Origin of the sequence: Streptomyces sp. NPDC006134, from assembly GCF_040628835.1 — a bacterium.
Classification (GTDB): Bacteria; Actinomycetota; Actinomycetes; order Streptomycetales; family Streptomycetaceae; genus Streptomyces.
Window position 1 is genome coordinate 15,152 of the sequence record NZ_JBEXTV010000064.1, and the last position, 20,065, is coordinate 35,216.

Here is a 20,065-nt window from a genome sequence, read left to right on the forward strand (position 1 = left end):
AGTCCGCCCGGAGCGGGCTCAGCCGGCGGTGCCGAAATTACGGATGTCGATCGCGGTCGAGGAGCCGTCGCCGAGGTGCTTGACGCCCTTGCCCGTGACCCAGGTGACCCCGATGTCCATGAGGGGCGCGAACCAGGCGTTGTCCACGAAGAACTTGTTGATGCTCCTGTAGGCGGCGCCGGCCTCGGCTGGGGCGCCGGCCCTGTTCGCCTGGTCGATCAGCGCGGTGAGATCAGGGTCGGATGACTTGAACGGGTTCGTGGGAGTGCCGGGGGTGGTGTACAGGGTGGTCAGGACGGCATCGGTGTCGAGGCCGTAGATGACGAAGTACATCGGGTACTTCGCCGCTGCGAGCGTGGTGGCCTGCCGTTGGATCGGCACCGCCTCCCAGGTCACCTTGATGCCGATCGCGGCGAGGCTCTGGGCGATGACGGGCTCGAACGGCTTGGTGGTGACGAAGCTCGGCATCCTCACCGGGAAGCCCTGGGCGTACCCGGCTTCGGCCATGAGTTTCCGGGCGGCGGCGACATCGAAGGGGTAAGCCTTGTCCAGCTGTGCGTCGTACGCCTGCCCTTGGGGGTTGAACAGCTGGGTGGAGGGCACGCCGACGCCCTTGAGGAAGGCGGTGACCAGCTTGGTGCGGTCGAAGGACATGTTGATCGCCCGTCGCACCCGTACGTCGCCGAGCGGCTCGAGTGACGTGCCCGCGCGGTCGGCGAGCACCAGGTTGCCCACCGTGAAGGCCTTCACCGGGCTGATCCGCAGCCCGGCCGACTGCAGCGGCTCCACCTGGGTGGGGTCGACGCTGCCCGCGTTGAGTTCGCCGGCGCGCAACGCGTTGACCACGGCCGCACGGTCGCCCATGACGCGAACCCGGACGGTCTCGAACGGATAGGCGTCGGCGTTCCAGTGCTCCTTGCGTTTCTTCAGCGTGTACTCCGAACCGTTCACGGTGGCGCCCTTGTCCAGGGTGTAGGGCCCCGATCCGACCGGATCCGTCGCCGTGCTCGACCGCGCCATGGTGGCCGGATCCGCGATCACGCCGTTGACGCCGGCGAGGTTCCACAGCAAGGAGCCGGACGGATGCTTCAGCCCGACGACGACGGTCAGGTCGTCCGGGGCGTCCACCGAGGCCACCACGTTCGCGATGTTCGCCTGATTGGGGCCGGGGGTGTCGCGGATGCGCTCCAGGGTCGCCTTCACCGCGGCCGCGTTCACCGGCGCCCCGGACGAGAAGGTCATGCCCTTGCGCAAGGTGAGGGTGAGGGTGCGCCGGTCCGCGGAGTACTCGTAGCGCTGCGCCGCGTTCGGCTGGAGCCTGCCGTCGTTGTCGACGTAGAGCAGCGTGTCGTAGAGCGCCCTCCAGATGTACGACGACTGGCCCGCGTCTATGCGGGTCGGCTCGAACGACGCGGGGGCGCCCTGGATGGAGAGCGAGAGCCTGGCCGCCTTCTGCGACGCGCCGGGCGAGTCCGACGCGTCGCCGGAGCAGGCGGCCGTCATGAGCAGTGCCGCCACGGTGACGGACGCGAGGAGCCGCCGTGGTCTCGGCGGCCTGATCGGAAAGGGCATGAGAGATCCCTGGGGACGGGGTCCGGGAAGGAGGGTGGGGGGTGGGGGTGCCTGTGACCCGCCGGGTGAACGGATCAGCGAGTCACAGCGCTGCTTCGGCGTGACGGGTCAGACGGCCGGTTCGACGATCGCGTCGATGCTGGAGGCCCCCGAGTCGGGAACCCTCGGCTGGCGCCAGGCCTCCACGGAGAAGGCCACGGTCACCAGCGAGCAGAACAGCCACAGCAGGCGCTTGTCCGGTTCGGAGATGTCCTCCATGGAGATGCTCTCCAGACGGGCCGTCCCGGTCTTGAGCAGCGGGAAGGCCACGTCGTAGAACGCGTCCAGCTCGTCCATCGTGCTGGTGATCCGCTTGGTGTAGCGGGCCTTCTCCGTGGGGATCGCCCAGTCGGCGAAGGGTTCCAGGGCCTCGAAGCCCTCGGGAAAGACACGGGCCATGATGAAGTCCTCCTCGGATCAGGACGCGGCCGGGGCGCCGGAGGCGCGGCGCTGGTACTCGCGGACGTACTCCTGCGCGGAGTGGTGCAGGTGGCGCAGGAGCACCTCCTGGTCGTTGAGCGGGAATCGGTCCACCGTGCCCGACTCGAGCATGGTCTGGGTCGCCTCCAGGGTGTTGCCGTCCTGCAGGCCGTACTCCTTGAACGAGACGGCCGCCAGCTCCTGCTGGAGCCGTTCGAAGGCGTTCTTCGGCGGGACGAAGTAGCACGTCCCCTCGAAGATGTGCGTGTTGTACGAAGTGGGCCAGTAGTGGTACGTGAGGACCCAGTTCGGCCGCCAGATGAGCAGCATGAAGTTGGGGAAGAAGACGAAGGAGTCCATCCCCCAGCGCGGGTCCCGGGTGGGGTTGATCGCCGGCGGCAGCTCGTCGGTGGTCATGCCGATGTCCGGGGCGTCCCACGGGCCGAACAAGCCGCTGCGCAGGGCCGCCTCGATGGGCTTGACCATCTCGCGGTCGTGCGGCGGGGCGATGCCGCCCCAGGACGACACCATGCTGTGCGGGCCGTCGATGTCGTAGTGCAGCGCTTCGTAGCCGTACTTCGCGATCCGGCGGGCCTGCTCCGGCATGTACTGGCCGGAGTGCAGGATCGGCGCGTGGTAGAACTCGGCGAACGCGTCGATGAAGAGCTTCCAGTTGCTGCCGATCTCCGCCCGGAACTTGTGGACCTGCGTCAGCTTGTGGAACGGGTAGCCCTCGATGCCCTTGGCCAGCTCGCCCAGGTACTCGCGCAGCGGCGTGGAGTTCTCGGTGTCGAGGTTCACGAAGACGAACCCCTCCCACACTTCGGCCTGGACCTGCTTCAGTCCGTAGTCGGACTTGTCCAGGTCGAAGAACTCACCCTCCTGCTGGACGAAGGCGAGCTTGCCGTCCAGGTCGTAGCGCCAGGCGTGGTACTTGCAGGTGAACTGGCGGCAGACGCCGCTGGTCTCCTCGCGCGGGAAGTCGTTCCACACCAGCTTGTTGCCGCGGTGCCGGCAGACGTTGTGGAAGGCGCGCACCTCACCGTCCGTGCCGCGCACCACGATGACGGAGGTCCCGGCCGCGTCCAGCTCCTTGGTGAAGTAGCTGCCCTTGCGGGGGAGCTGCTCGACGCGTCCGACGTTGAGCCACGTCCGCTTGAAGATGGCCTCGCGCTCCAGCTCGTAGTGCTCGGGCGAGGTGGAGTCCGCGTAGGAGACCGGCTCCGTGCCGATTTTGAGGTGCTCGGTCCAGGTGCCCTCTTCGGGCTTCTTGAAATGTGCCATGGGGGTCGGTTCCTCCCGTTGACGACACCGCTTGTTCGGTAACTACGATCTCGATTACGAGAACGCTATTCTCACTTTTGCTCAACCGTCAAGGAGGACGGCGCAGGCGCCGCTCCCGGGCCGGGCCGCGAGGAGACCGGACAGCGCCGTCAGCACATAGAAGATGACGGGTCGTTGGTAATGGTCTTCTCCTCACGCGAGAGGAGGACTATCGTCCCCGTTGCCGGGCACGACGAAGGGAGCGTTCCCATCCCATGACGGACTACGACGCGATCGACTTCTTCCGGGACGAAGCACTCGTCACCGACCCCTACCCCTACTTCGAGCACCTGCGGGCCCGGTGCCCGCTGCAGCGCGAGCCGCACCACGGGGTGGTGATGGTGACGGGTTACGACGAGGCGGTGCAGATCTACAACGACCACGAGACGTTCTCGTCGTGCACCTCGGTCACCGGCCCGTTCCCGGGATTCCCGGTCCCCCTGGACGGCGACGACGTCAGCGAGCTGATCGAACGGCACCGTGCCGAGCTGCCCATGAGCGATCAGTTGCCCACCCTGGACCCGCCGGTGCACACGGCCCATCGCGCCCTGCTGATGCGTCTGATCACGCCCAAGCGCCTCAAGGAGAACGAGGCCGCCATGTGGCACATCGCCGACGCGCTCCTGGACGACTATCTGGCCCGGGGCGAGGGGGACTTCGTCCGCGACTTCGCGGGGCCCTTCACCCTGCTCGTCATCGCCGACCTGCTCGGCGTGCCCGAGGAGGACCGGGCGGAGTTCCGGGCCAGGCTCCAGCGCCCCGAGGCCCACGAGCCGGGCATCGGCAGCACCGGCGAGGAGACCATGGAGCACACGCCCCTGGAATTCCTCTACGGGCGGTTCACCACGTACATCGAGGAGCGCCGTCGCCGGCCCCGCGAGGACGTGCTGACGGGCCTGGCCACCGCCGCCTTCCCCGACGGTTCGACACCCGAGGTCGCCGACGTGGTACGCGTCGCCGCCAACCTGTTCGCGGCCGGCCAGGAGACGACCGTCCGCCTGCTCGGTTCGGCGGTGCGCACGCTCGCCGAACGTCCCGACCTGCAACGGCTGCTGAGGGCCGAGCGTCAGCGCGTTCCCCTGTTCATCGAGGAGTCGCTGCGCACGGAGAGCCCCGTCAAGGGCGACTTCCGGCTGGCACGGACGGCCACGACGGTGGGCGGGGTCGAGCTGCCCGCCGGCACCACGGTGATGCTCGTCAACAGCGCTGCCAACCGCGATCCGCGCCAGTTCACCGACCCGGAGCTCTTCGACATCGAGCGGGCGAACGCCCGGCGTCACATCGCCTTCGGCCGCGGCGTGCACAGCTGCCCCGGCGCCCCGCTCGCACGGGCCGAGGCACGGGTGGCGATCGAGCGTCTCCTGGACCGCACGACGGACATCAGGATCTCCGAACGGGCGCACGGCCCGGCCGGCGACCGCCGCTACAGCTACGTCCCCACGTTCATCCTGCGCGGCCTGACCGAACTGCACCTGGAGTTCGACCCCGCCGATACCCCCGGCACCACCGGGACTTCCGAGAGCGAGGAGCGATGAAGGTCACGGTCGACGACGACCGCTGCCGCGGCCACGGTGTGTGCTGCGGCATCTGCCCCGAGGTCTTCGACCTGAGCGAGGACGGGTACTCCGTGGTGCTCCTGCCGGAGATCCCCGCCGAGCATGAACAAGCGGTCCGCCGGGCTGCCGCGCTCTGTCCCGAGCACGCCATCAGGACCACGGGCTGACGCCCGGTTCCCCGAAGGAGACCTCCGATGCCCAAGGGCTACGTCATCATGACCGAGGCCATCCGCGACCAGGAGGGCATGGCCGCCTACGGCAAGGCCTCCGCCGCGTCGATGGCCGAGGCCGGCGCACGCGTCCGGGTCGTCGACCCCCACCCCCAGGTCCTCGAGGGCGAGTGGCACGGCGACCGTACCGTCATCGTCGAGTTCGCGTCGGTGGAGGCCGCACGCGCCTGGTACGAGTCGGCCGGCTACCAGGAGGCCAGGCCGCTGCGGCAGGCCGCGGCGGTCACCAACGCCGTGATCGTCGCCGGTTTCGAGCCTCCGGCGCAGGCTCCACGGCAGCCCCCGAGGCAGGAGGGCACGCGGTGAAGCGCCCTCCGGAGCACCGTGCGACGGGCGGTCGCCGGCATGGGTGACCTGGAACTGTCCTGCGGCCTGCCGCCGGGACCCGACTTCGCCGAACTGGCCGCCCTGGCCGAGCGGCTGGGCTATCAGCGGGTGTGGATCTACGATTCGGCACCGCTGTGGGAGGACCCGTTCGTCCACCTCGCTCTGGCCGCGCGACGCACCACGCGGATCGGTCTGGCGACCGCCGTCCTCATCCCGGACGAGCGGTCGGAAATGGCCATGGCCTCCGCGATCGCCACCGTGGCCCGGCTCTCCCGGGGCCGCTTCCGCGCGTGCTTCGGCACAGGCTTGACCTCACGCCTGGCCATGGGGCAGCGCCCGATGACCCTGGCCGCGCTGGAGCGGTACGTCACCGCGGTGCGGGCGCTGCTCGCCGGTGACGCGGTCGAGGTGGGCGGCTCCCTGGCCCGCATGCTGCACGCCGACGGGCTCACGGCGCCACGGCCGATCGACGTTCCGCTGTGGATCAGCGCGTTCGGCCCCCGGGGAGCCGCGCTGGCCGGCGAGATCGCCGACGGCGTCATCGGCCCGCCCCACCCTTCACTGCCCACCGCGACGATCGCGTCCGGCACCGTACTGGACACCGGGGAGGATCCCGCCTCCGACCGCGTCCGCGAAGCGATCGGACCGTGGCGGATCGTGGACTGGCACAACGCCTACGCGACGAAGGGCGCCGAAGGCGTCGACGCCCTGCCCGGAGGCCGGGCCTGGCGCGAGGAGCTGGAGTCCCTCGCCCCGGAGGGTGAACGCCATCTGCTGGCCTTCGAGGGCCACGTCACCCACCTGCTCCCACGTGACCGACGGCTCCTCGACCACATCGACGTCAAGCGCATGGTGGGTGACGAGGACCGGGTGGGCGTCCAGTTGGCGCGGCTCGCCTCCCACGGTTTCCGGGAGGTCGTCTACACGCCGACGGGCCCCGACGTGCCACGGGAACTGCGGGCCTTCGCACAAGCCGGACGGAAGCACTTGGCGAGCGCGAGCTGACGCCGCTCCGGGGGGAGCGGGAATCCCGGGCACCCGCCTCCCCGGTCGCCTCGCTCTCCCCGGGTCCGGGCCTTCCGCCGTCGGCCGGCCATGCGACCGGCCTCGACCGAGAAACGGATGCACCGTGCGCCTCACCACGAAGACCGGAACGTCGGCGGCAGCCGCCCTCCTCCTCGCCTGCCTCACCACCTCGGCGCCCGCTCTGGGTGCCGACTCCGCCGCCGGACCGGGCGGCGGGTCCTGGCACACCGTCTGGGCGCAGTCCCAGCACGCGCTCTCGGCGACTTCCCTCACCGATCGGACCGTCCGCTCCATCGCCCGCCTGAGCCAGGGCGGAGACGCCGTACGCGTGCGCGTCCAGAACCAGTTCGGGGACTCGCCCCTGACCATCGGGCACGGGGCCGTGGCCATCAGCGACGGCGGACCGGCCACCCGTCCCGGTACCACCCGCGTCCTCACCTTCGGCGGGCACCGCGGCGTCACGGTGCCCGCCCGCGGTGAGGTGTGGAGCGACCCGGTGTCCCTGGACACCGCGCCGCAGACGGATCTCGCCGTCAGCCTCCACGTCCCCGGCACCGTCCGGCCCGGCGAACACGGCATCTCCTTCCGCGGGAACTACCTCACCGCACCGGGCAGCGGCGACCACGTCACGGACACCGACGCCGCGGCGTACACGGAGAAGACCCCCGCCACCTACATGGTCAGTGCCGTGGACGTCCGCACCCCGCACGTCACGGGCACGATCGTCGCCTACGGCAGCTCCGTGGTGGACGGCGTCGGGAGCACCGACTGCGGTCCTGGATGCACGCCGACGACCACCGACAACCGCTGGAGCGACGTACTCGCCCGCCGGATCGTCCGTGAGCTGCCCGCCCACCGCCAACTGGCCGTCGCGAACGCGGGGGTCAACGGCACGACCGCCTCCGCGCACTGCCCGCACAACCCGCCCGCGATCGCGGGCCTCGACGCCGGCGCCCGACTCGAACGCGACGTCCTGTCCCTCCACGGCGTCACCGGAGTCATCCTCTTCTACGGCACGAACGACCTGCAGAACGGCTGCACCGCCGGGCAGATCGTCACCGCCTACCGGAAGGTCCTCGCGCGCCTGCACCGCGCGGGAGTCGAGGTCTACGTCGTCCCCGTCACCCCCCGGCCGATCTACACGGACCGGATGAACCGGTACCGCTGGGACGTCGGCATGTACGTCCGCGACCAGGGGGGCTGCGGCGGCGCCTGCGAGGGAGTCATCGACTTCGACCATGTGATCAAGGACCCGCTCGCCCCCAACAGCATCGACGAACGGTACGACGTGGGCGACGGGATCCACGTGAACATCGCCGGTCACCGGGCGGAGGCGGCGACGGTCTCGCTGCCCCTGCTGGCCGCCTCGGCCCGCCGCTGACGCGGGGCGCGGTGCGTACCCGGCGGATTCCGGCGAGGGAGGCAGGCGGGCGGCGGGTCGCCGTGCCGCCCTCCGTCTCCCTTGAGCCGCCGGTCCGTTCCTCAGACGTCGAGGCCTCCCCGTTCGACGAGCTGGCGCACGATCACGTTGCGCTGGATCTCGTTGGTCCCCTCGCCGACGATCATCAAAGGGGCGTCGCGGAAGTAGCGTTCCACGTCGAACTCGGTCGAGTAGCCGTAGCCGCCGTGGATGCGGACCGCGTTCAGGGCGATCTGCATGGCAGTCTCGGAGGCGAAGAGCTTGGCCATGCCGGCTTCCATGTCGACGCGGCGCCCCGCGTCCGCCGCGCGTGCGGCGTACAGGGTGAGCTGGCGCGCCGCGGTCAGCGACGTGGCCATGTCCGCCAGGTAGTTGCCGACCGACTGGTGCCGCCAGATCGGCTTGCCGAAGGAGTGGCGCTCCCGGGCGTAGGCCAGGGAGTCCTCGAGTGCCGCGCGGCCGACACCGAGAGCGCGGGCGGCCACCTGCAGCCGGCCTGTCTCCAGCCCCTTCATCATCTGGGCGAACCCCTGTCCCTCGACGCCGCCGAGGACGGCTTCGGCGGGTGCCCGGTAACCCTCGAAGGACAGCTCGCAGCTCTCCACCCCCTTGTATCCGAGCTTCGGCAGATCGCGGGAGACCGTGAGGCCGGGGCCGTGCTCGACGAGCAGGACGGAGATGCCACGGTGGGCGGGGGTGGCCGCCGGATCGGTCTTGCACAGCAGGGCGATCAGTTGCGAGCGCCGGGAGTTGGTGATCCAGGTCTTGACGCCGTCGATCACGTAGTGGCCGTCCGCTGCCCTCCGGGCGACCGTGCGCAGCGCCTGGAGGTCGGATCCCCCGCCCGGTTCGGTCAGGGCCATGGTGGCCCGGATCCGGCCCGTGGCCATGCCCGGAAGATAGCGGCGCTTCTGCTCCTGGGTACCGAAGTGCAGCAGCAGCTTCGCTACGACCGTGTGGCCGCCCATGGCCCCGGCCAGGCTCATCCAGCCACGGGCCAGCTCCTCGGTGACCAGGACGTAGCAGGGGGTCGACACGGGGGTACCGCCGTACTCCTCGGGGACGGCGAGTCCGAAGATGCCGAGCCGTTTCATCTGCTCGATCTGCGCCTCCGGGTAGGCACCGGCCTGTTCCAGTGCGCGGACGACGGGTTTGACGTCCTTGTCCACGAAATCGCGCACGGTGCGCACGACGAGCCTCTCGTCATCGGTCAGGTCGTCCGACGTGCTCATGCGATGCCCCTCCTTGTCCGGTGCGGTGGCGCGTCCGCGCGGTCCGGACGCGGCGAACGGGCCGGCGGGTCAGACGACGCCGTCGGCTCTCAGGGCGTCCCTCTCGGCCGCGCCGTGTCCCAGTTCGGCGAGGATACGGTCGGTGTGCTCCCCCAGGGCGGGTACGGCGCCCATGCGCGCGGTGACACCGGACAGGTCGGCCGGGGGGATCAGCGCGCGTACCGTACCCCCGCCGGGCAGCGGCACGTCTCTCCAGCGCCGCCTGGCGTCCAGCACCGGATGGCCGAGGAACTGCCGCATGTCGTTGACGGGAGCGTGGGCGACGCCCGCCGCGTCGAGCAGCTCCGCCGCGCGGGCGCCGTCCAGGGCACGGAACCGTTCGGCCAGGATCGCGTCGAGCGCGTCCCGGTGGGCGACCCGCGCGGAGCCCGTCGCGAACCGGGGGTCCTCCACGAGTCCGGGACGTTCGAGGAAGTGCCGGCACAGCGCGGCCCACTCCCGCTCGTTCTGCACCGAGATCAGGACCCCCTCGCCGTCTTTCGCCGTGTAGGTGCCGTAGGGCGCGATGGTGGCGTGCCGTACGCCCATCCGCGGCGGCTGGCTGCCGGTGTGGGCGGTGTAGTACGCGGGTTGGTGCATCCACTCCGCCAGCGCCTCGAACAGCGAGACGTCGACGGTGCGGGCGACTCCTGTGGTGGCGCGGGTGAACAGGGCCGTGAGGATGCCGGAGTATGCGTACATGCCGGCGGCGATGTCCGCGATCGAGATGCCGACCCGGGCGGGCGCGTCCGCGCTGCCGGTCAGGGCGACGAGGCCGGTCTGGCACTGCACGAGCAGGTCGTACGCCTTGCGGTCCGCCCAGGGGCCGGTGGCACCGTAGCCGGTGATGGAGCAGGCGATCAGTGCGGGGAACCGCCGTGCGAGCGAGGCCGGGTCGAGTCCGAGGCGGCCGATGGCGCCGGGAGCCAGGTTCTGGACGAAGACGTCGGCGCGGCCGAGCAGCCGGGCGGCGATCTCCCGGCCGCGGGCGGACTTCAGGTCGAGGGTGATCGACTCCTTGGACCGGTTGAGCCACACGAAGTAACTCGACTCGCCCCGCACGGTGGTGTCGTACCGACGGGCGAAGTCGCCGCCGTCCGGCCGCTCGACCTTGATGACACGGGCGCCCAGGTCGGCCAGTTGGCGCGTGGCGAAAGGTGCCGCGACCGCCTGTTCGAGGCTGACGACGGTGACACCGGACAAGGGAAGGGCGGGGTCCGGTCCATCGGTCCGGACCGGCGGCGCCGGGGCCTCTGCGGACATGATGCGAACTCCTTCACAGGGGCCGTGCCGATGAGGGCGGGTCCTCATCATCGACGCCCGGCGCGGCCCGCGGGTAATAGCAAGTCCTGATGAGTCCATGCCCGGCATGGATGACGGAAGGGTGAGATGGACGTCAAGCAGCTCAGAGCCCTTGTCACGGTGGCCGAGGTCGGCAGTGTCACACGCGCCGCCGCACTGCTCCACCTCGTGCAGCCGGCGGTCACCCGGCAGATCCGCGCGCTGGAGCACGAACTCGGCGTCGCGCTGTTCGAGCGGACACGGCAGGGCATGCTGCCCACCGAGGCAGGCGTGATCATGGCCGACCGGGCGCGTCGGGCGCTCGGGGAACTCGAGCGCGGGCGCAGCGAGGTGCGGCCGGCGGCCGGTGCGGTGACGGGTACCGTCACCGTGGGCCTGCTGGACAGCGCGAGCGACCTGCTCGCGGGACCGCTCGCCTCCCGGCTCGCCCTGAGCCATCCCGGCGTGGAACTGCGCCTCGTCACCGCGTACTCGGGTCACTTGCGCCAGTGGCTCGACGAGGGGCGGCTCGATCTGTCGCTCCTCTATGACCTGCACGGTACGGCATCCCTCACCACCCGTCCCTTGGTGAGCGAGCGCCTGTGGGCGGTGGCGCCACCCACCGAGCGCCTGCCCTTGGGACACCCCGTCCCCTTCGCCGAGCTGGCCCGGCACCCGCTCGTCCTGCCGATGCCCGGACACGCGTTGCGCTCGCTGATCGACACGGCGGCGGCCAGAGCCGGTGTGTCCCTGACCGTCGCCGTCCAGAGCGACTCGATGCGTGTGCAGAAGCACCTCGTCCTGGCCGGGCACGGCTGGACCGTCCTGCCGGGGGTCTGCGTCACCCGGGACATCGCGGATCAGGAGCTGAGGGCCGCGCCCTTGTGCCGCCCCGTCGTACGGCGTTCCGTCGTCCTCGCGACGCCAGGTCCCACGCGCACCACACCGGCGGCCGACGCGGTGGCGAAGGCGCTGGTGTCGGCGGTCACCACGTCCGTGCGTCAGGGGGACTGGCCCTCGGCCCCGGTGCGCGGCGGGTGAGTACGTCCCGCACCGTTCCGTCCCGCTCCATCGTCCTCGCCCGTCCCGTGGCGGCGGGGCCCCATCAGACCGTCACGGCGCCTGCACGGCACCGTGTGCGGAGACAGGGAGATCACCGACGTGACCTCGTCATCCGCGCCTCTGGAGTCCTACGTGGAGTCCTGGCGTCCCGCACCCACGACCCAGAAGGACCCCATGGCCCCGGGTCCCGCCGCCGCCCTGTCGGCGCTGCTCGACCAGCCGGAGCCGACGGCGGCCACCGGCGGTCCCCTGCCGCCCCTGTGGCACTGGCTGTATTTCCTCTCCTGGCCCGCGCAGAGCGAACTCGGCCCCGACGGCCACGTACGGGACGGGACGTTCCTGCCGCCGGTCCCAGACCGCCGTCGGATGGTCGCCGGGGGCCGTTGCCGGATCACCGCGCCCCTGCGCGTCGGCGTGCCGGCCGAACGGGTCAGCAGCCTGGCTTCGGTGGTGCCCAGGGCCGGCCGCAGTGGAGCGCTCCTGTTCGTCACGACCAGGCACGAGATCCGGCAGTCCGGCCGGACGTGCCTGGTCGAGGAACAGGACATCGTCTATCGCTCGGGGACCGGTACCGGTCCTCGCGGCACCCCGGCGGCCGACTCCGTGCCGCTTCCGGACGCCGAGGGTAGTTGGGCCCGGCGGACGCTTCCGGACGAACGGCTGCTGTTCCGGTTCAGCGCCCTCACGGCCAATGCCCACCGGATCCACTACGACGCCCCGTACTGCCGTGACGTGGAGGGGTACCCGGGGCTCGTCGTGCATGGTCCGCTGCTGACGCTGCTCATGCTGGAACTGGTCCGCGCGCAGGAAACCGGGCGCCGGGTGCACTCACTGGCCTACCGGTTGCGGCAGCCGGTGTTCGCGGGTGAGGAGGTCTGGGCGATCGGCGCCCCCGGCGATGAGGGGGCGCGGCTGCGGATCGCGACCCGGAGCCAGGCACATCACGCCACAGCGGAGGTGGCCTTCGGCTGACGCCCGCGGAGAACGGCGACGGGCGGAAGGTCTCACAGGCACGACGAGCTCGCCGGGACGGTGCCGGCCGGCAGTCGGAGGCCTCATGTCGTGGCACCCGCCACGACGCGGAGCATTCTCCCGCCGGCCCCGCGCCCGGCCGGCCTCTTCTGTCCCAGGGCAATGGCCAGTTCGTCGACGACGGTGTCCACGAAGGCGTGCATGTCGACCTCGATCGTGGTGAGCCGCGGGGTCCACAACTGGCCGACGTCGGTGGCGTCGACGCCCACGACGGCCAGGTCGCCGGGGACCGCCCAGCCCAGGTGCGCGGCCGCGGCCAGGACGGCCAGCGCGACCTCGTCGTTGTAGGCGGCCACGCCGAGCGGGGCCTGACGGGGCAGCTCGCGGAGGACGGCGACCGCCGGCTCCAGGACGGTGGGCACCGGTACGGACAACGGCGCGGCCAGCCCCCGCCGCTCGCACGCGGCGCTGACACCGGCGTACCTGCCGGGCCCGTACGGGTCCGTGCGCCGGTCCGAGATCGACGCGTAGACGATCTGCCGGTCGCCGCTCCGGGTCAGCTCCGTGACCTGGAGTTCGCCGATCTCCTCGTGGGGGCCCGGGGACCGGCGAGGCCGGGCGCCGGGGTCCGGAACGACGGGCACCCCCTGTGCGGCCAGCCGGTCGCGGGCGGGCAGGTCCAGCGAGCCGAAGTCGACCACGGCGAGCGGGCGGAGTTTCACCAGCGCGTCGGCGGTCTTCTGCGGGTCCGAGCCCGCGAAACGCAGGACGACGTTGGAGCCCAGTCCCATGGCGTTGTCACCGAGGTACTCCAGCGCGTTCTGGAGGTTCTGTCCGACGGTGGTCTCCGGCATGACGACGACGATCGTGTCGCTGCGTCCGGTGACGAGGCTGCGCCCGGCCGGCGAGGGCCGGTAGTCCAGCTCCTCGGCGGCGGCCCGCACCCGCAGACGGGTCTCTTCCGGGAAGCGTCCTTCACGCCCGTTGAGGATGTGACTGACCGTGGCACGCGAGACCCCGGCACGCGCCGCCACATCGGCTGCGGTCGCGGGGCGCGGGCTGTTCTTCATCCTCGTCGGCGCCTTCCGAGTCTTCGGGCCGGTCGCTCCGTCCCGGCCGGGTGGACGCCAACGACCCTATCCGACGGGCAGGTATCACGTGCTACCCCCTAGGCGGCCCTGAGTATCACGTGATACCAATGCCGCGAGCACCCGCCGAGCCGGCGGTGACTCGCGACGAAGGAGCCGCCGTGTCTTCCGTGCCGCCCCACTTTTCCGCATCCTCCTCACCACCCCCGCCCCCCGCGGCAGTGCCGTCGACCAAGGCCGCCCTGCCCGGCCGGCCCGCCACCGCGAAGGCCGACGACCGGCCCAAGGTCGGCACCACCTACATCGTGCTGCTGGTCCTCGCCCAGTTCGGTCTTTACGCGGCCATCGTGGCGCCGATGGGCTACTCCCTGAGCGTCCGCGTCGATCAGCTCTCCCCCGGCAACGAGGGAATCCTCGGTTACGTGGTGGGCGCGGGATCCCTGGCCCTCGTCCTGTCCGGACCGGTGCTCGGGGTGCTGAGCGACCGCACCCGCTCCCGTCTCGGCCGGCGCCGGCCCTGGCTGCCCCTCACGGTGGCCGTCGGCCTGGTGGGCTTCTGCTGCGTCGCCCTCGCACCCTCGGTCGCCGTCCTGATCACCGGCTGGGTCGTCGTGCAGCTCGGGTTCGGCAGCGCACTCGCCCTGCTGGGCGCGTCGATGGCGGACCGCCTGCCCGAGTCCCAGCGCGGCAAGGTGGCGGGCCTGGCCGGTGTGGCGCAGATGGCCGCGTCGATCATCGGGGTGGGGATCGCCTCCATGCTGACGTCGTCGAACCTGCTGCTGTTCCTCGTGCCCGCGGGCCTGGGCGCCGTGACGGTGGGGCTGTTCTTCCTTCTCGTCCATGAGGAGAGCAGCCAGGGCATCCCCCTCGGCGAGGCCCTGACGGCGAAGCTGGTGCTGTCCAAGTACGTCTTCGACGTGCGCCGCCACTCCGACTTCTCCTGGAACTGGCTGGGCCGGTTCCTGTTCATGTTCGGGCTGACGCTGGCGACGACGTTCACGACGTTCTTCTTCGCCGACAAGCTGGACCAGCCCGTCACCGAGATCGGCGGGCTCGTCGCGGTGGTCGGCGGCATCGGTCTCGTCGCGACCATGGGCGGCGCCGGCTTCAGCGGGTTCCTGTCGGACAGGCTCCGGCGCCGCCGCGCCTTCGTGTTCGGCGCGGGGCTGCTGTTCACCGCGGGAACGCTGACCATGGCCGCCGCGCCCGGCCTGCCCGTGCTGGTGGCCGGCTCGTTCCTCACCAACCTCGGTCTCGGTGTCTTCTCCGCGGTCGACCAGGCCCTGGTCCTGGACGTTCTGCCGGAGCGTGACACGGAGGCCGGGCGCTACAACGCGATCAACCAGTTCTCGACCACGGTGCCGCAGGCGGCGGCGCCCCTCGTGGCCCCCCTGGTCCTGGCGCTCGGCGGAGGCGACAACTACCCCCTGCTCTACGTCGTCGCCGGTGCCTTCGCCTGCGTCGGCGGGCTCATCATCCTGGCCCGGGTCAAGGGCGTTCGGTGAAAGGGAAGACAACCATGACGTACGCGGACTTCAACACCGGCTGGAGTTACCGCCGCAAGGTGACACCGTTCCAGGAGCTGGGCGGGACGGCGGCGGCGCCCTGGACGCCGGTGACCCTGCCGCACGACGCCCTGATCACCACCGAGCGGCGCCCGGACGCGCCGGACGGACACACCAACGGCTACTTCACCGGCGGCGCCTTCGAGTACCGCAAGACGTTCACCGTGCCCGAGGAGGACCGCGGAAAGCTGCTGTTCCTCGAGTTCGACGGCGTGTACCGCGACGCCGTCGTCTCCGTGAACGGCGCTTTCGCCGGGCGTCACGCCTTCGGCTATTCCCGGTTCCTGGTGCGCATCGATCCGCATCTGCGGTTCGGAGCCGACAACCCCGACAACGAGGTGCGCGTGTCATGCCGCACCCACCTGGACAGCCGTTGGTACACGGGCTGCGGCATTCACCGGGACGTGCGCCTGATCGTGAAAAGCCCCGCGCGCATCGCCGTGGACGGCGTCCGTGTCACGACCCCTGACGTCGATGAAGAGCTGGCGGTCGCCGAGGTCGCCGTGCGGGTGGAGAACGCGGGAGCGATGACGTCCACCCTGCGGCTGACGGCCGTCGTCACCGATGACGAGGGCGTCGAGGTCGCGCAGGGCCGGGCACCGGTCACCCTGCTGCCGGCGGACGCCGAGACGGCGCGCCTGCGCCTGCTGATCGACCGTCCGCGGCTGTGGAGCGCCGAGACACCGACCCGCTACACGGTCCGCGTGCAACTCGGCGACGGCGATCAGGTGGTCGACGAGGTGTCCGTACCGTTCGGCATCCGCACGGTCCGGGTCGACGCCCGGCGCGGCCTGCGGGTGAACGGCACCGCGGTCAAACTCCGCGGCGCCTGCCTGCACGGGGACAACGGCCCGCTCGGCGCCGCGGCCATCGGGCGCGCGGAGGAACGCAAGATCGAGTTGCTCAAGGCCGCCGGGTTCAACGCGATCCGCAGCTCCCACCACCCCGCGAGCAGTGCCCTCCTCGACGCGTGCGACCGCCTCGGCATGTACGTCATGGACGAGGCCTTCGACATGTGGACGCAGGGCAAGAACGACTTCGACTACTCGGCCGACTTCCCCGAGTGGTGGGAACGCGACCTGGAGGCCATGGTCGCCAAGGACTTCAACCACCCGAGCGTCATCTTCTACAGCATCGGCAACGAGATCCCGGAGACCGGCGCCCCGGACGGCGCCCGCTGGAGCAGACGGCTCGCCGAGAAACTGCGCGCCCTCGACGGCACCCGCCTGGTGACCAACGGCATCAACGGTTTCGTGTCCGTCCTCGACCTCGTCCTGGACGGCATGGCGAAACGGCGGGCGGCGGCACAGGAGGCCGGCGCGTCGGACACCGGCCAGGACGCCGGGGGCGGCGTCAACGGCATGATGAACGCGTTCGGCGAGATGATGGGCCACATCGTCTCCTCCCCCATGGTGGGCGAGCGCACGGAGGAGTCCTTCGCGGCCCTCGACGTCGCCGGCCTCAACTACGGCGAGTCCCGCTACGCCCTGGACGCCGGTCTCTTCCCGGACCGCGTCATCGTCGGCACCGAGACCTGGCCGACCGTCATCGACCGCAACTGGGCCCTGGTCGAAAAGCATCCGCACGTCATCGGCGACTTCACCTGGTCCGGCATCGACTACCTGGGAGAGACCGGCATCGGCGTCGTCAAGTACGCGGACGCCGCGGGCGCCGCCCAGGGCTTCTCCACCGCCTATCCGGGACTGTCGGCGTACTGCGGTGACCTGGACCTCACCGGGCACCGCCGGCCGGTGTCGTACTACCGCGAGATCGTGTTCGGCCTGCGCACGGAGCCCTACATCGCCGTGCGGCGCCCGGAGCGCCACGGCATGCCCGTCGCCGTGGCGACACCGTGGGCGTGGACCGACTCGGTCTCCAGCTGGAGCTGGCCCGGCTTCGAGGGCGCCCCCGTGCACGTCGAGGTGTACGCCGACGCCGACGAAATCGAACTGCTGCTGGACGGCGAGTCCGTCGGACGCGCTCCCGTCGGCGGCGAGCGGGCTCTCCGGGCCGACTTCGAGCTGCTGTACCGGCCCGGTGAGCTGGTCGCCGTCGCCTACCGTGCCGGTGCCGAGACCGGCCGTACCTCCCTCACCTCGGCGACGGACGATCTGCGCCTCACCGCCGCCGCCGACCGCGACGTGCTGTACGCCGGCACACGTGACCTCGCCTTCGTCGAGATCACCCTCACCGACCACGCCGGCGTCGTGCACACCGCCCTCGACCGCGACGTCCGGGTGACCGTCTCCGGCGCCGGAGTCCTGCAGGGCCTCGGCAGCGGCGCACCGGTCACCGAGGAGACCTTCGGATCGGACGTTAGGCGCACCTTCGACGGACGCGCCCTGGCGGTGGTCCGCCCGACCGGGCCCGGCACGATCACCGTCGAGATGGTGGCCGAGGGCTGTGCGGCGGTTCGCCTCCGGCTCACCGTCGCCGAAGCGCGAGGCCCCCTGCCGGGCTTCCCCTCCCCTGCCGACACCACCACCGACCTGGAGATTCCCGCATGAGCGACCTCAGCGCACTCGTCCGCAAACTTGACCTCGACGAGAAGATCGCCCAGCTCCACGGGATGATCTTCCCCGAGCTGTTCTCGATGCGGCAGGACACGGACGTGGACCTCTCCACCGAGGAGGGCCGCACGACGGCGTTCTTCGTCGACACCGACCGGATCGCGAACCTGCGCCCGCACGGGCTCGGGCACCTGTCACTGGCCTGGATGCTGCCGCTGCCCGCCGGCGAGCTGCGGCGCGTGTTCGCCGACGTCCAGGCGAAGGCCCGCGAGGTGAGCCGCTTCGGCATCGGCACCCTCGTCCACGCCGAGGGACTCAACGGACTGGTCCACGGTACGGGCATCCAGTTCCCCACGGCCTGGGCGCAGGCGGCCACCTGGATGCCCGGACTCATCAGGCGCAGCACCGCCCTGACGAGCGCACAGTTCCGGGACTACGGCATCCATCTGTGTTTCTCCCCCGTCCTGGACCTGGCACGCGACCCGCGCTGGGGCCGGGTCCACGAAACGTTCGGCGAGGACCAGGAACTGGCGGCTCAGATGGGCGTCGCCTTCATCCGCGGAGTGAACGGACCCGAGGGCAATTCGGGTGTGCTCGCGACCGGCAAGCACTTCCTCGGATACGGCAGCTCCGACGGCGCCCTCAACCAGGCGCGGACGAGCCTTGGGCGCAGGCAGCTCACCGACGAGTACGCCGTCCCCTTCCGGCGGGCGATCGACGAGGCCGGGCTCTCGGTCGTCATGAACTCCTACAACGAGATCGACGGCGTACCGGCCGCGGCGAACCGGTGGCTGCTCACCGACCTGCTGCGCGGCGAGCTGGGCTTCACGGGCCTGGTGGTGAGCGACTACGACGCCGTCACCATGCTGCACTCGGTGTACCACACCGCCCGAGACCAGCGGGAAGCCGCCGCACAGGCGCTCTCGGCCGGTCTCGACGTGGAACTTCCCGCGGACGAGAGCTTCCGGAAGCTGCGCGAGGCCGTCGAAGCCGGCCTCGTCGGTGAGGAGGCGGTCGACACCGCCGTGGGACGGGTGCTGGACGTCAAGCGCGACTTGGGCCTGGTGCCGGACTATGTGCCGCGCCGACGTCCGCGTGCGCCCGAGCCGCTCGACCGCACGACGGCCACCGCCGTCGGCCGGGAGATCGCCGAGCACGCGGTGACACTGCTGCAGAACGACGGCACGCTGCCGTTGCGCCCCGGTACCAAGGTGGCGGTCGTCGGCAGTCTCGCCGACGAGCTGCGCATCCATTTCGGCGCCTACACGGACGTGGCCAACGCCGAGGTGCCGCTGGCGATGCAGCTGATCAGGTCGGGTCAGGTGCCCGGCATCGACCCGGAGAAGTACATCTTCACCGAGCTGTTCAACACGCGTATCCCCGGCATCGGCCCCCGTTTCGAGGCCATGACCCGCGAGCAGTACCCGGACACCCCCACGCTGCTGGGCGCACTGTCGGCCGTGCCGGGGACCGACGTGACGTTCGTCGACGCGGGATCCCCGGACACCACCGGCCCCATCGACGCCGACGCGGTGCTCGGCGCGGCGCGGGACGCGGACGTGGTCGTCGCGGTCGTCGGTGAGCGCACCGGCTGGGCGGGCGAACACACGGCCGGCGAGGGCCAGACCTCGGCCAGGCTGCGGCTGCCCGGCAACCAGCACGAACTGGTGTCGGTGCTCGCACGGGCCGGCGTCCCGCTGGTGACCGTGCTCGTCACCGGGCGGCCGCTCGTCGTCCCCGATGTCGCCGAGGCGTCCGCGGCGGTGCTCCTCGCGCCGCTCCTCGGCGCCCACGGCCCGGCGACGGTGGCGGACGTCCTGACCGGTGCCGTGGAACCCGGCGGCCGCCTGCCGATGACCTTCCCCCGGGACGTCGGACAGATCCCCCTCTTCCACGGCCATCCGTACGGCAGCGGCTACGCCCACCCGACCGGCCGCCGCCCCGGTTACAACGACCTGGACAGTGGCCCGCTCTACCCGTTCGGGCACGGTCTGGGCTACGCCGATCTCCAGGTCAGGCTGGAGGACGCGGCCCTCTCGGACGACGGCTCCACGGTCACGGTGCGCACGCGCACCACCAACAACAGCGACCGGGACGGCTCCACCGTCGTCCAGGTCTACGCCCGGGACGAGCACGGCTCGGTCGTACGGCCGGTGCGTCAACTGCTCGCCTTCGCCCGCGTCACGGTGCGGGCGGGCAGGAGCGCCGAGACGGTGCTGGAGGCACCGCTGGAGCGGCTGTTCCACACCCTGCCCGACGGCGCCCGCGGTATCGAGGCCGGTGACGTCACGGTCCTCGTCGGCACCAGCAGCGAACAGATCGCCGGCAGCCGCACGCTCACGGTCCCGGCCCGGTACGCCTGAGCGCGCTGAGCGGAGGACCGCCATGTCGACCTTCACACAT

The 20,065-nt window shown here is 71.1% G+C and carries 16 protein-coding genes; 10 read left to right on the forward strand and 6 right to left on the reverse strand.

The window, feature by feature from the left end:
• Nucleotides 1–18: 18 nt before the first annotated feature.
• From ABZ340_RS30940 to ABZ340_RS30950, 3 genes are all read right to left on the reverse strand, one after another.
• The gene (locus tag ABZ340_RS30940; RefSeq protein ID WP_358785169.1) at nt 19–1,572 is read right to left on the reverse strand and encodes an ABC transporter substrate-binding protein; all 1,554 of its coding nucleotides are present in this window, start codon (nt 1,570–1,572) and stop codon (nt 19–21) included.
• A gap of 108 nt (nt 1,573–1,680) precedes the next feature.
• A complete protein-coding gene (locus tag ABZ340_RS30945) occupies nt 1,681–2,010 on the reverse strand; it encodes a hypothetical protein (RefSeq protein WP_358785170.1) in 330 nt (109 codons plus the stop codon).
• 18 nt (nt 2,011–2,028) lie between these two features.
• On the reverse strand, nt 2,029–3,315 hold the full coding sequence (locus ABZ340_RS30950; protein WP_358785171.1) for an aromatic ring-hydroxylating dioxygenase subunit alpha: 1,287 nt from the start codon (nt 3,313–3,315) through the stop codon (nt 2,029–2,031).
• 254 nt (nt 3,316–3,569) lie between these two features.
• On the opposite strand from ABZ340_RS30950, the gene ABZ340_RS30955 reads away from it, so the two are divergent.
• The 5 genes from ABZ340_RS30955 to ABZ340_RS30975 all read left to right on the forward strand — a co-directional run bounded on the left by ABZ340_RS30955 (nt 3,570) and on the right by ABZ340_RS30975 (nt 7,874).
• Nucleotides 3,570–4,889, forward strand: a complete 1,320-nt coding sequence (locus ABZ340_RS30955) for a cytochrome P450 (protein ID WP_358785172.1) — start codon at nt 3,570–3,572, stop codon at nt 4,887–4,889.
• On the forward strand, nt 4,886–5,077 hold the full coding sequence (locus ABZ340_RS30960; RefSeq protein WP_358785173.1) for a ferredoxin: 192 nt from the start codon (nt 4,886–4,888) through the stop codon (nt 5,075–5,077). The genes ABZ340_RS30955 and ABZ340_RS30960 overlap by 4 nt, the downstream gene beginning before the upstream one ends.
• A gap of 27 nt (nt 5,078–5,104) precedes the next feature.
• Nucleotides 5,105–5,446, forward strand: a complete 342-nt coding sequence (locus ABZ340_RS30965; RefSeq protein ID WP_358785174.1) for a DUF1330 domain-containing protein — start codon at nt 5,105–5,107, stop codon at nt 5,444–5,446.
• A gap of 39 nt (nt 5,447–5,485) precedes the next feature.
• Nucleotides 5,486–6,472: an LLM class flavin-dependent oxidoreductase gene (locus tag ABZ340_RS30970; RefSeq protein ID WP_358785175.1), complete on the forward strand. Its 987-nt coding sequence runs from the start codon at nt 5,486–5,488 to the stop codon at nt 6,470–6,472.
• Between the two features lie 124 nt (nt 6,473–6,596).
• The gene (locus ABZ340_RS30975; RefSeq protein WP_358785176.1) at nt 6,597–7,874 is read left to right on the forward strand and encodes a GDSL-type esterase/lipase family protein; all 1,278 of its coding nucleotides are present in this window, start codon (nt 6,597–6,599) and stop codon (nt 7,872–7,874) included.
• A gap of 101 nt (nt 7,875–7,975) precedes the next feature.
• Here the strand turns inward: ABZ340_RS30975 and ABZ340_RS30980 are convergent, their stop codons facing one another.
• Both ABZ340_RS30980 and ABZ340_RS30985 read right to left on the reverse strand, forming a co-directional pair.
• Nucleotides 7,976–9,145, reverse strand: a complete 1,170-nt coding sequence (locus tag ABZ340_RS30980) for an acyl-CoA dehydrogenase family protein (RefSeq protein WP_358785177.1) — start codon at nt 9,143–9,145, stop codon at nt 7,976–7,978.
• 69 nt (nt 9,146–9,214) lie between these two features.
• Nucleotides 9,215–10,447, reverse strand: coding sequence for a CaiB/BaiF CoA-transferase family protein (locus tag ABZ340_RS30985; protein WP_358785178.1), 1,233 nt, complete (start codon nt 10,445–10,447; stop codon nt 9,215–9,217).
• Nucleotides 10,448–10,573: 126 nt separating this feature from the next.
• Here ABZ340_RS30985 and ABZ340_RS30990 point away from each other — a divergent pair, with 126 nt between their 5' ends.
• Nucleotides 10,574–11,506 carry a LysR substrate-binding domain-containing protein gene (locus tag ABZ340_RS30990; protein WP_358785179.1) on the forward strand — a complete coding sequence of 311 codons (933 nt, stop codon included), beginning with the start codon at nt 10,574–10,576 and terminating at the stop codon, nt 11,504–11,506.
• 120 nt (nt 11,507–11,626) lie between these two features.
• Nucleotides 11,627–12,499: a hypothetical protein gene (locus ABZ340_RS30995; protein WP_358785180.1), complete on the forward strand. Its 873-nt coding sequence runs from the start codon at nt 11,627–11,629 to the stop codon at nt 12,497–12,499.
• 83 nt (nt 12,500–12,582) lie between these two features.
• Here the strand turns inward: ABZ340_RS30995 and ABZ340_RS31000 are convergent, their stop codons facing one another.
• On the reverse strand, nt 12,583–13,569 hold the full coding sequence (locus tag ABZ340_RS31000; RefSeq protein WP_358785181.1) for a LacI family DNA-binding transcriptional regulator: 987 nt from the start codon (nt 13,567–13,569) through the stop codon (nt 12,583–12,585).
• Nucleotides 13,570–13,808: 239 nt separating this feature from the next.
• Between ABZ340_RS31000 and ABZ340_RS31005 the strand changes: the two genes are divergently transcribed.
• The 3 genes from ABZ340_RS31005 to ABZ340_RS31015 are packed head-to-tail and all read left to right on the forward strand — an operon-like array spanning nt 13,809 to nt 20,025.
• Complete coding sequence (locus tag ABZ340_RS31005) at nt 13,809–15,092, forward strand: MFS transporter (RefSeq protein ID WP_358785182.1); 1,284 nt, start codon at nt 13,809–13,811, stop codon at nt 15,090–15,092.
• A 14-nt stretch (nt 15,093–15,106) separates the two neighbouring features.
• Nucleotides 15,107–17,659, forward strand: coding sequence for a glycoside hydrolase family 2 TIM barrel-domain containing protein (locus ABZ340_RS31010; RefSeq protein WP_358785183.1), 2,553 nt, complete (start codon nt 15,107–15,109; stop codon nt 17,657–17,659).
• Nucleotides 17,656–20,025, forward strand: a complete 2,370-nt coding sequence (locus ABZ340_RS31015; protein ID WP_358785184.1) for a glycoside hydrolase family 3 N-terminal domain-containing protein — start codon at nt 17,656–17,658, stop codon at nt 20,023–20,025. The genes ABZ340_RS31010 and ABZ340_RS31015 overlap by 4 nt, the downstream gene beginning before the upstream one ends.
• The last annotated feature ends 40 nt before the right edge of the window (nt 20,026–20,065 follow it).

Bases quoted from the DNA above. Each gene is read 5' to 3' on its own strand.
- ABZ340_RS30985 (WP_358785178.1), bottom strand. From the start codon at position 10,447: ATGTCCGCAGAGGCCCCGGCGCCGCCGGTCCGGACCGATGGACCGGAC.
- ABZ340_RS31000 (WP_358785181.1), bottom strand. From the start codon at position 13,569: ATGAAGAACAGCCCGCGCCCCGCGACCGCAGCCGATGTGGCGGCGCGT.
- ABZ340_RS30965 (WP_358785174.1), top strand. From the start codon at position 5,105: ATGCCCAAGGGCTACGTCATCATGACCGAGGCCATCCGCGACCAGGAG.
- ABZ340_RS31010 (WP_358785183.1), top strand. From the start codon at position 15,107: ATGACGTACGCGGACTTCAACACCGGCTGGAGTTACCGCCGCAAGGTG.
- ABZ340_RS30945 (WP_358785170.1), bottom strand. From the start codon at position 2,010: ATGGCCCGTGTCTTTCCCGAGGGCTTCGAGGCCCTGGAACCCTTCGCC.
- ABZ340_RS30955 (WP_358785172.1), top strand. From the start codon at position 3,570: ATGACGGACTACGACGCGATCGACTTCTTCCGGGACGAAGCACTCGTC.
- ABZ340_RS30990 (WP_358785179.1), top strand. From the start codon at position 10,574: ATGGACGTCAAGCAGCTCAGAGCCCTTGTCACGGTGGCCGAGGTCGGC.
- ABZ340_RS30980 (WP_358785177.1), bottom strand. From the start codon at position 9,145: ATGAGCACGTCGGACGACCTGACCGATGACGAGAGGCTCGTCGTGCGC.
- ABZ340_RS30960 (WP_358785173.1), top strand. From the start codon at position 4,886: ATGAAGGTCACGGTCGACGACGACCGCTGCCGCGGCCACGGTGTGTGC.
- ABZ340_RS30940 (WP_358785169.1), bottom strand. From the start codon at position 1,572: ATGCCCTTTCCGATCAGGCCGCCGAGACCACGGCGGCTCCTCGCGTCC.
- ABZ340_RS30970 (WP_358785175.1), top strand. From the start codon at position 5,486: ATGGGTGACCTGGAACTGTCCTGCGGCCTGCCGCCGGGACCCGACTTC.
- ABZ340_RS30950 (WP_358785171.1), bottom strand. From the start codon at position 3,315: ATGGCACATTTCAAGAAGCCCGAAGAGGGCACCTGGACCGAGCACCTC.
- ABZ340_RS31015 (WP_358785184.1), top strand. From the start codon at position 17,656: ATGAGCGACCTCAGCGCACTCGTCCGCAAACTTGACCTCGACGAGAAG.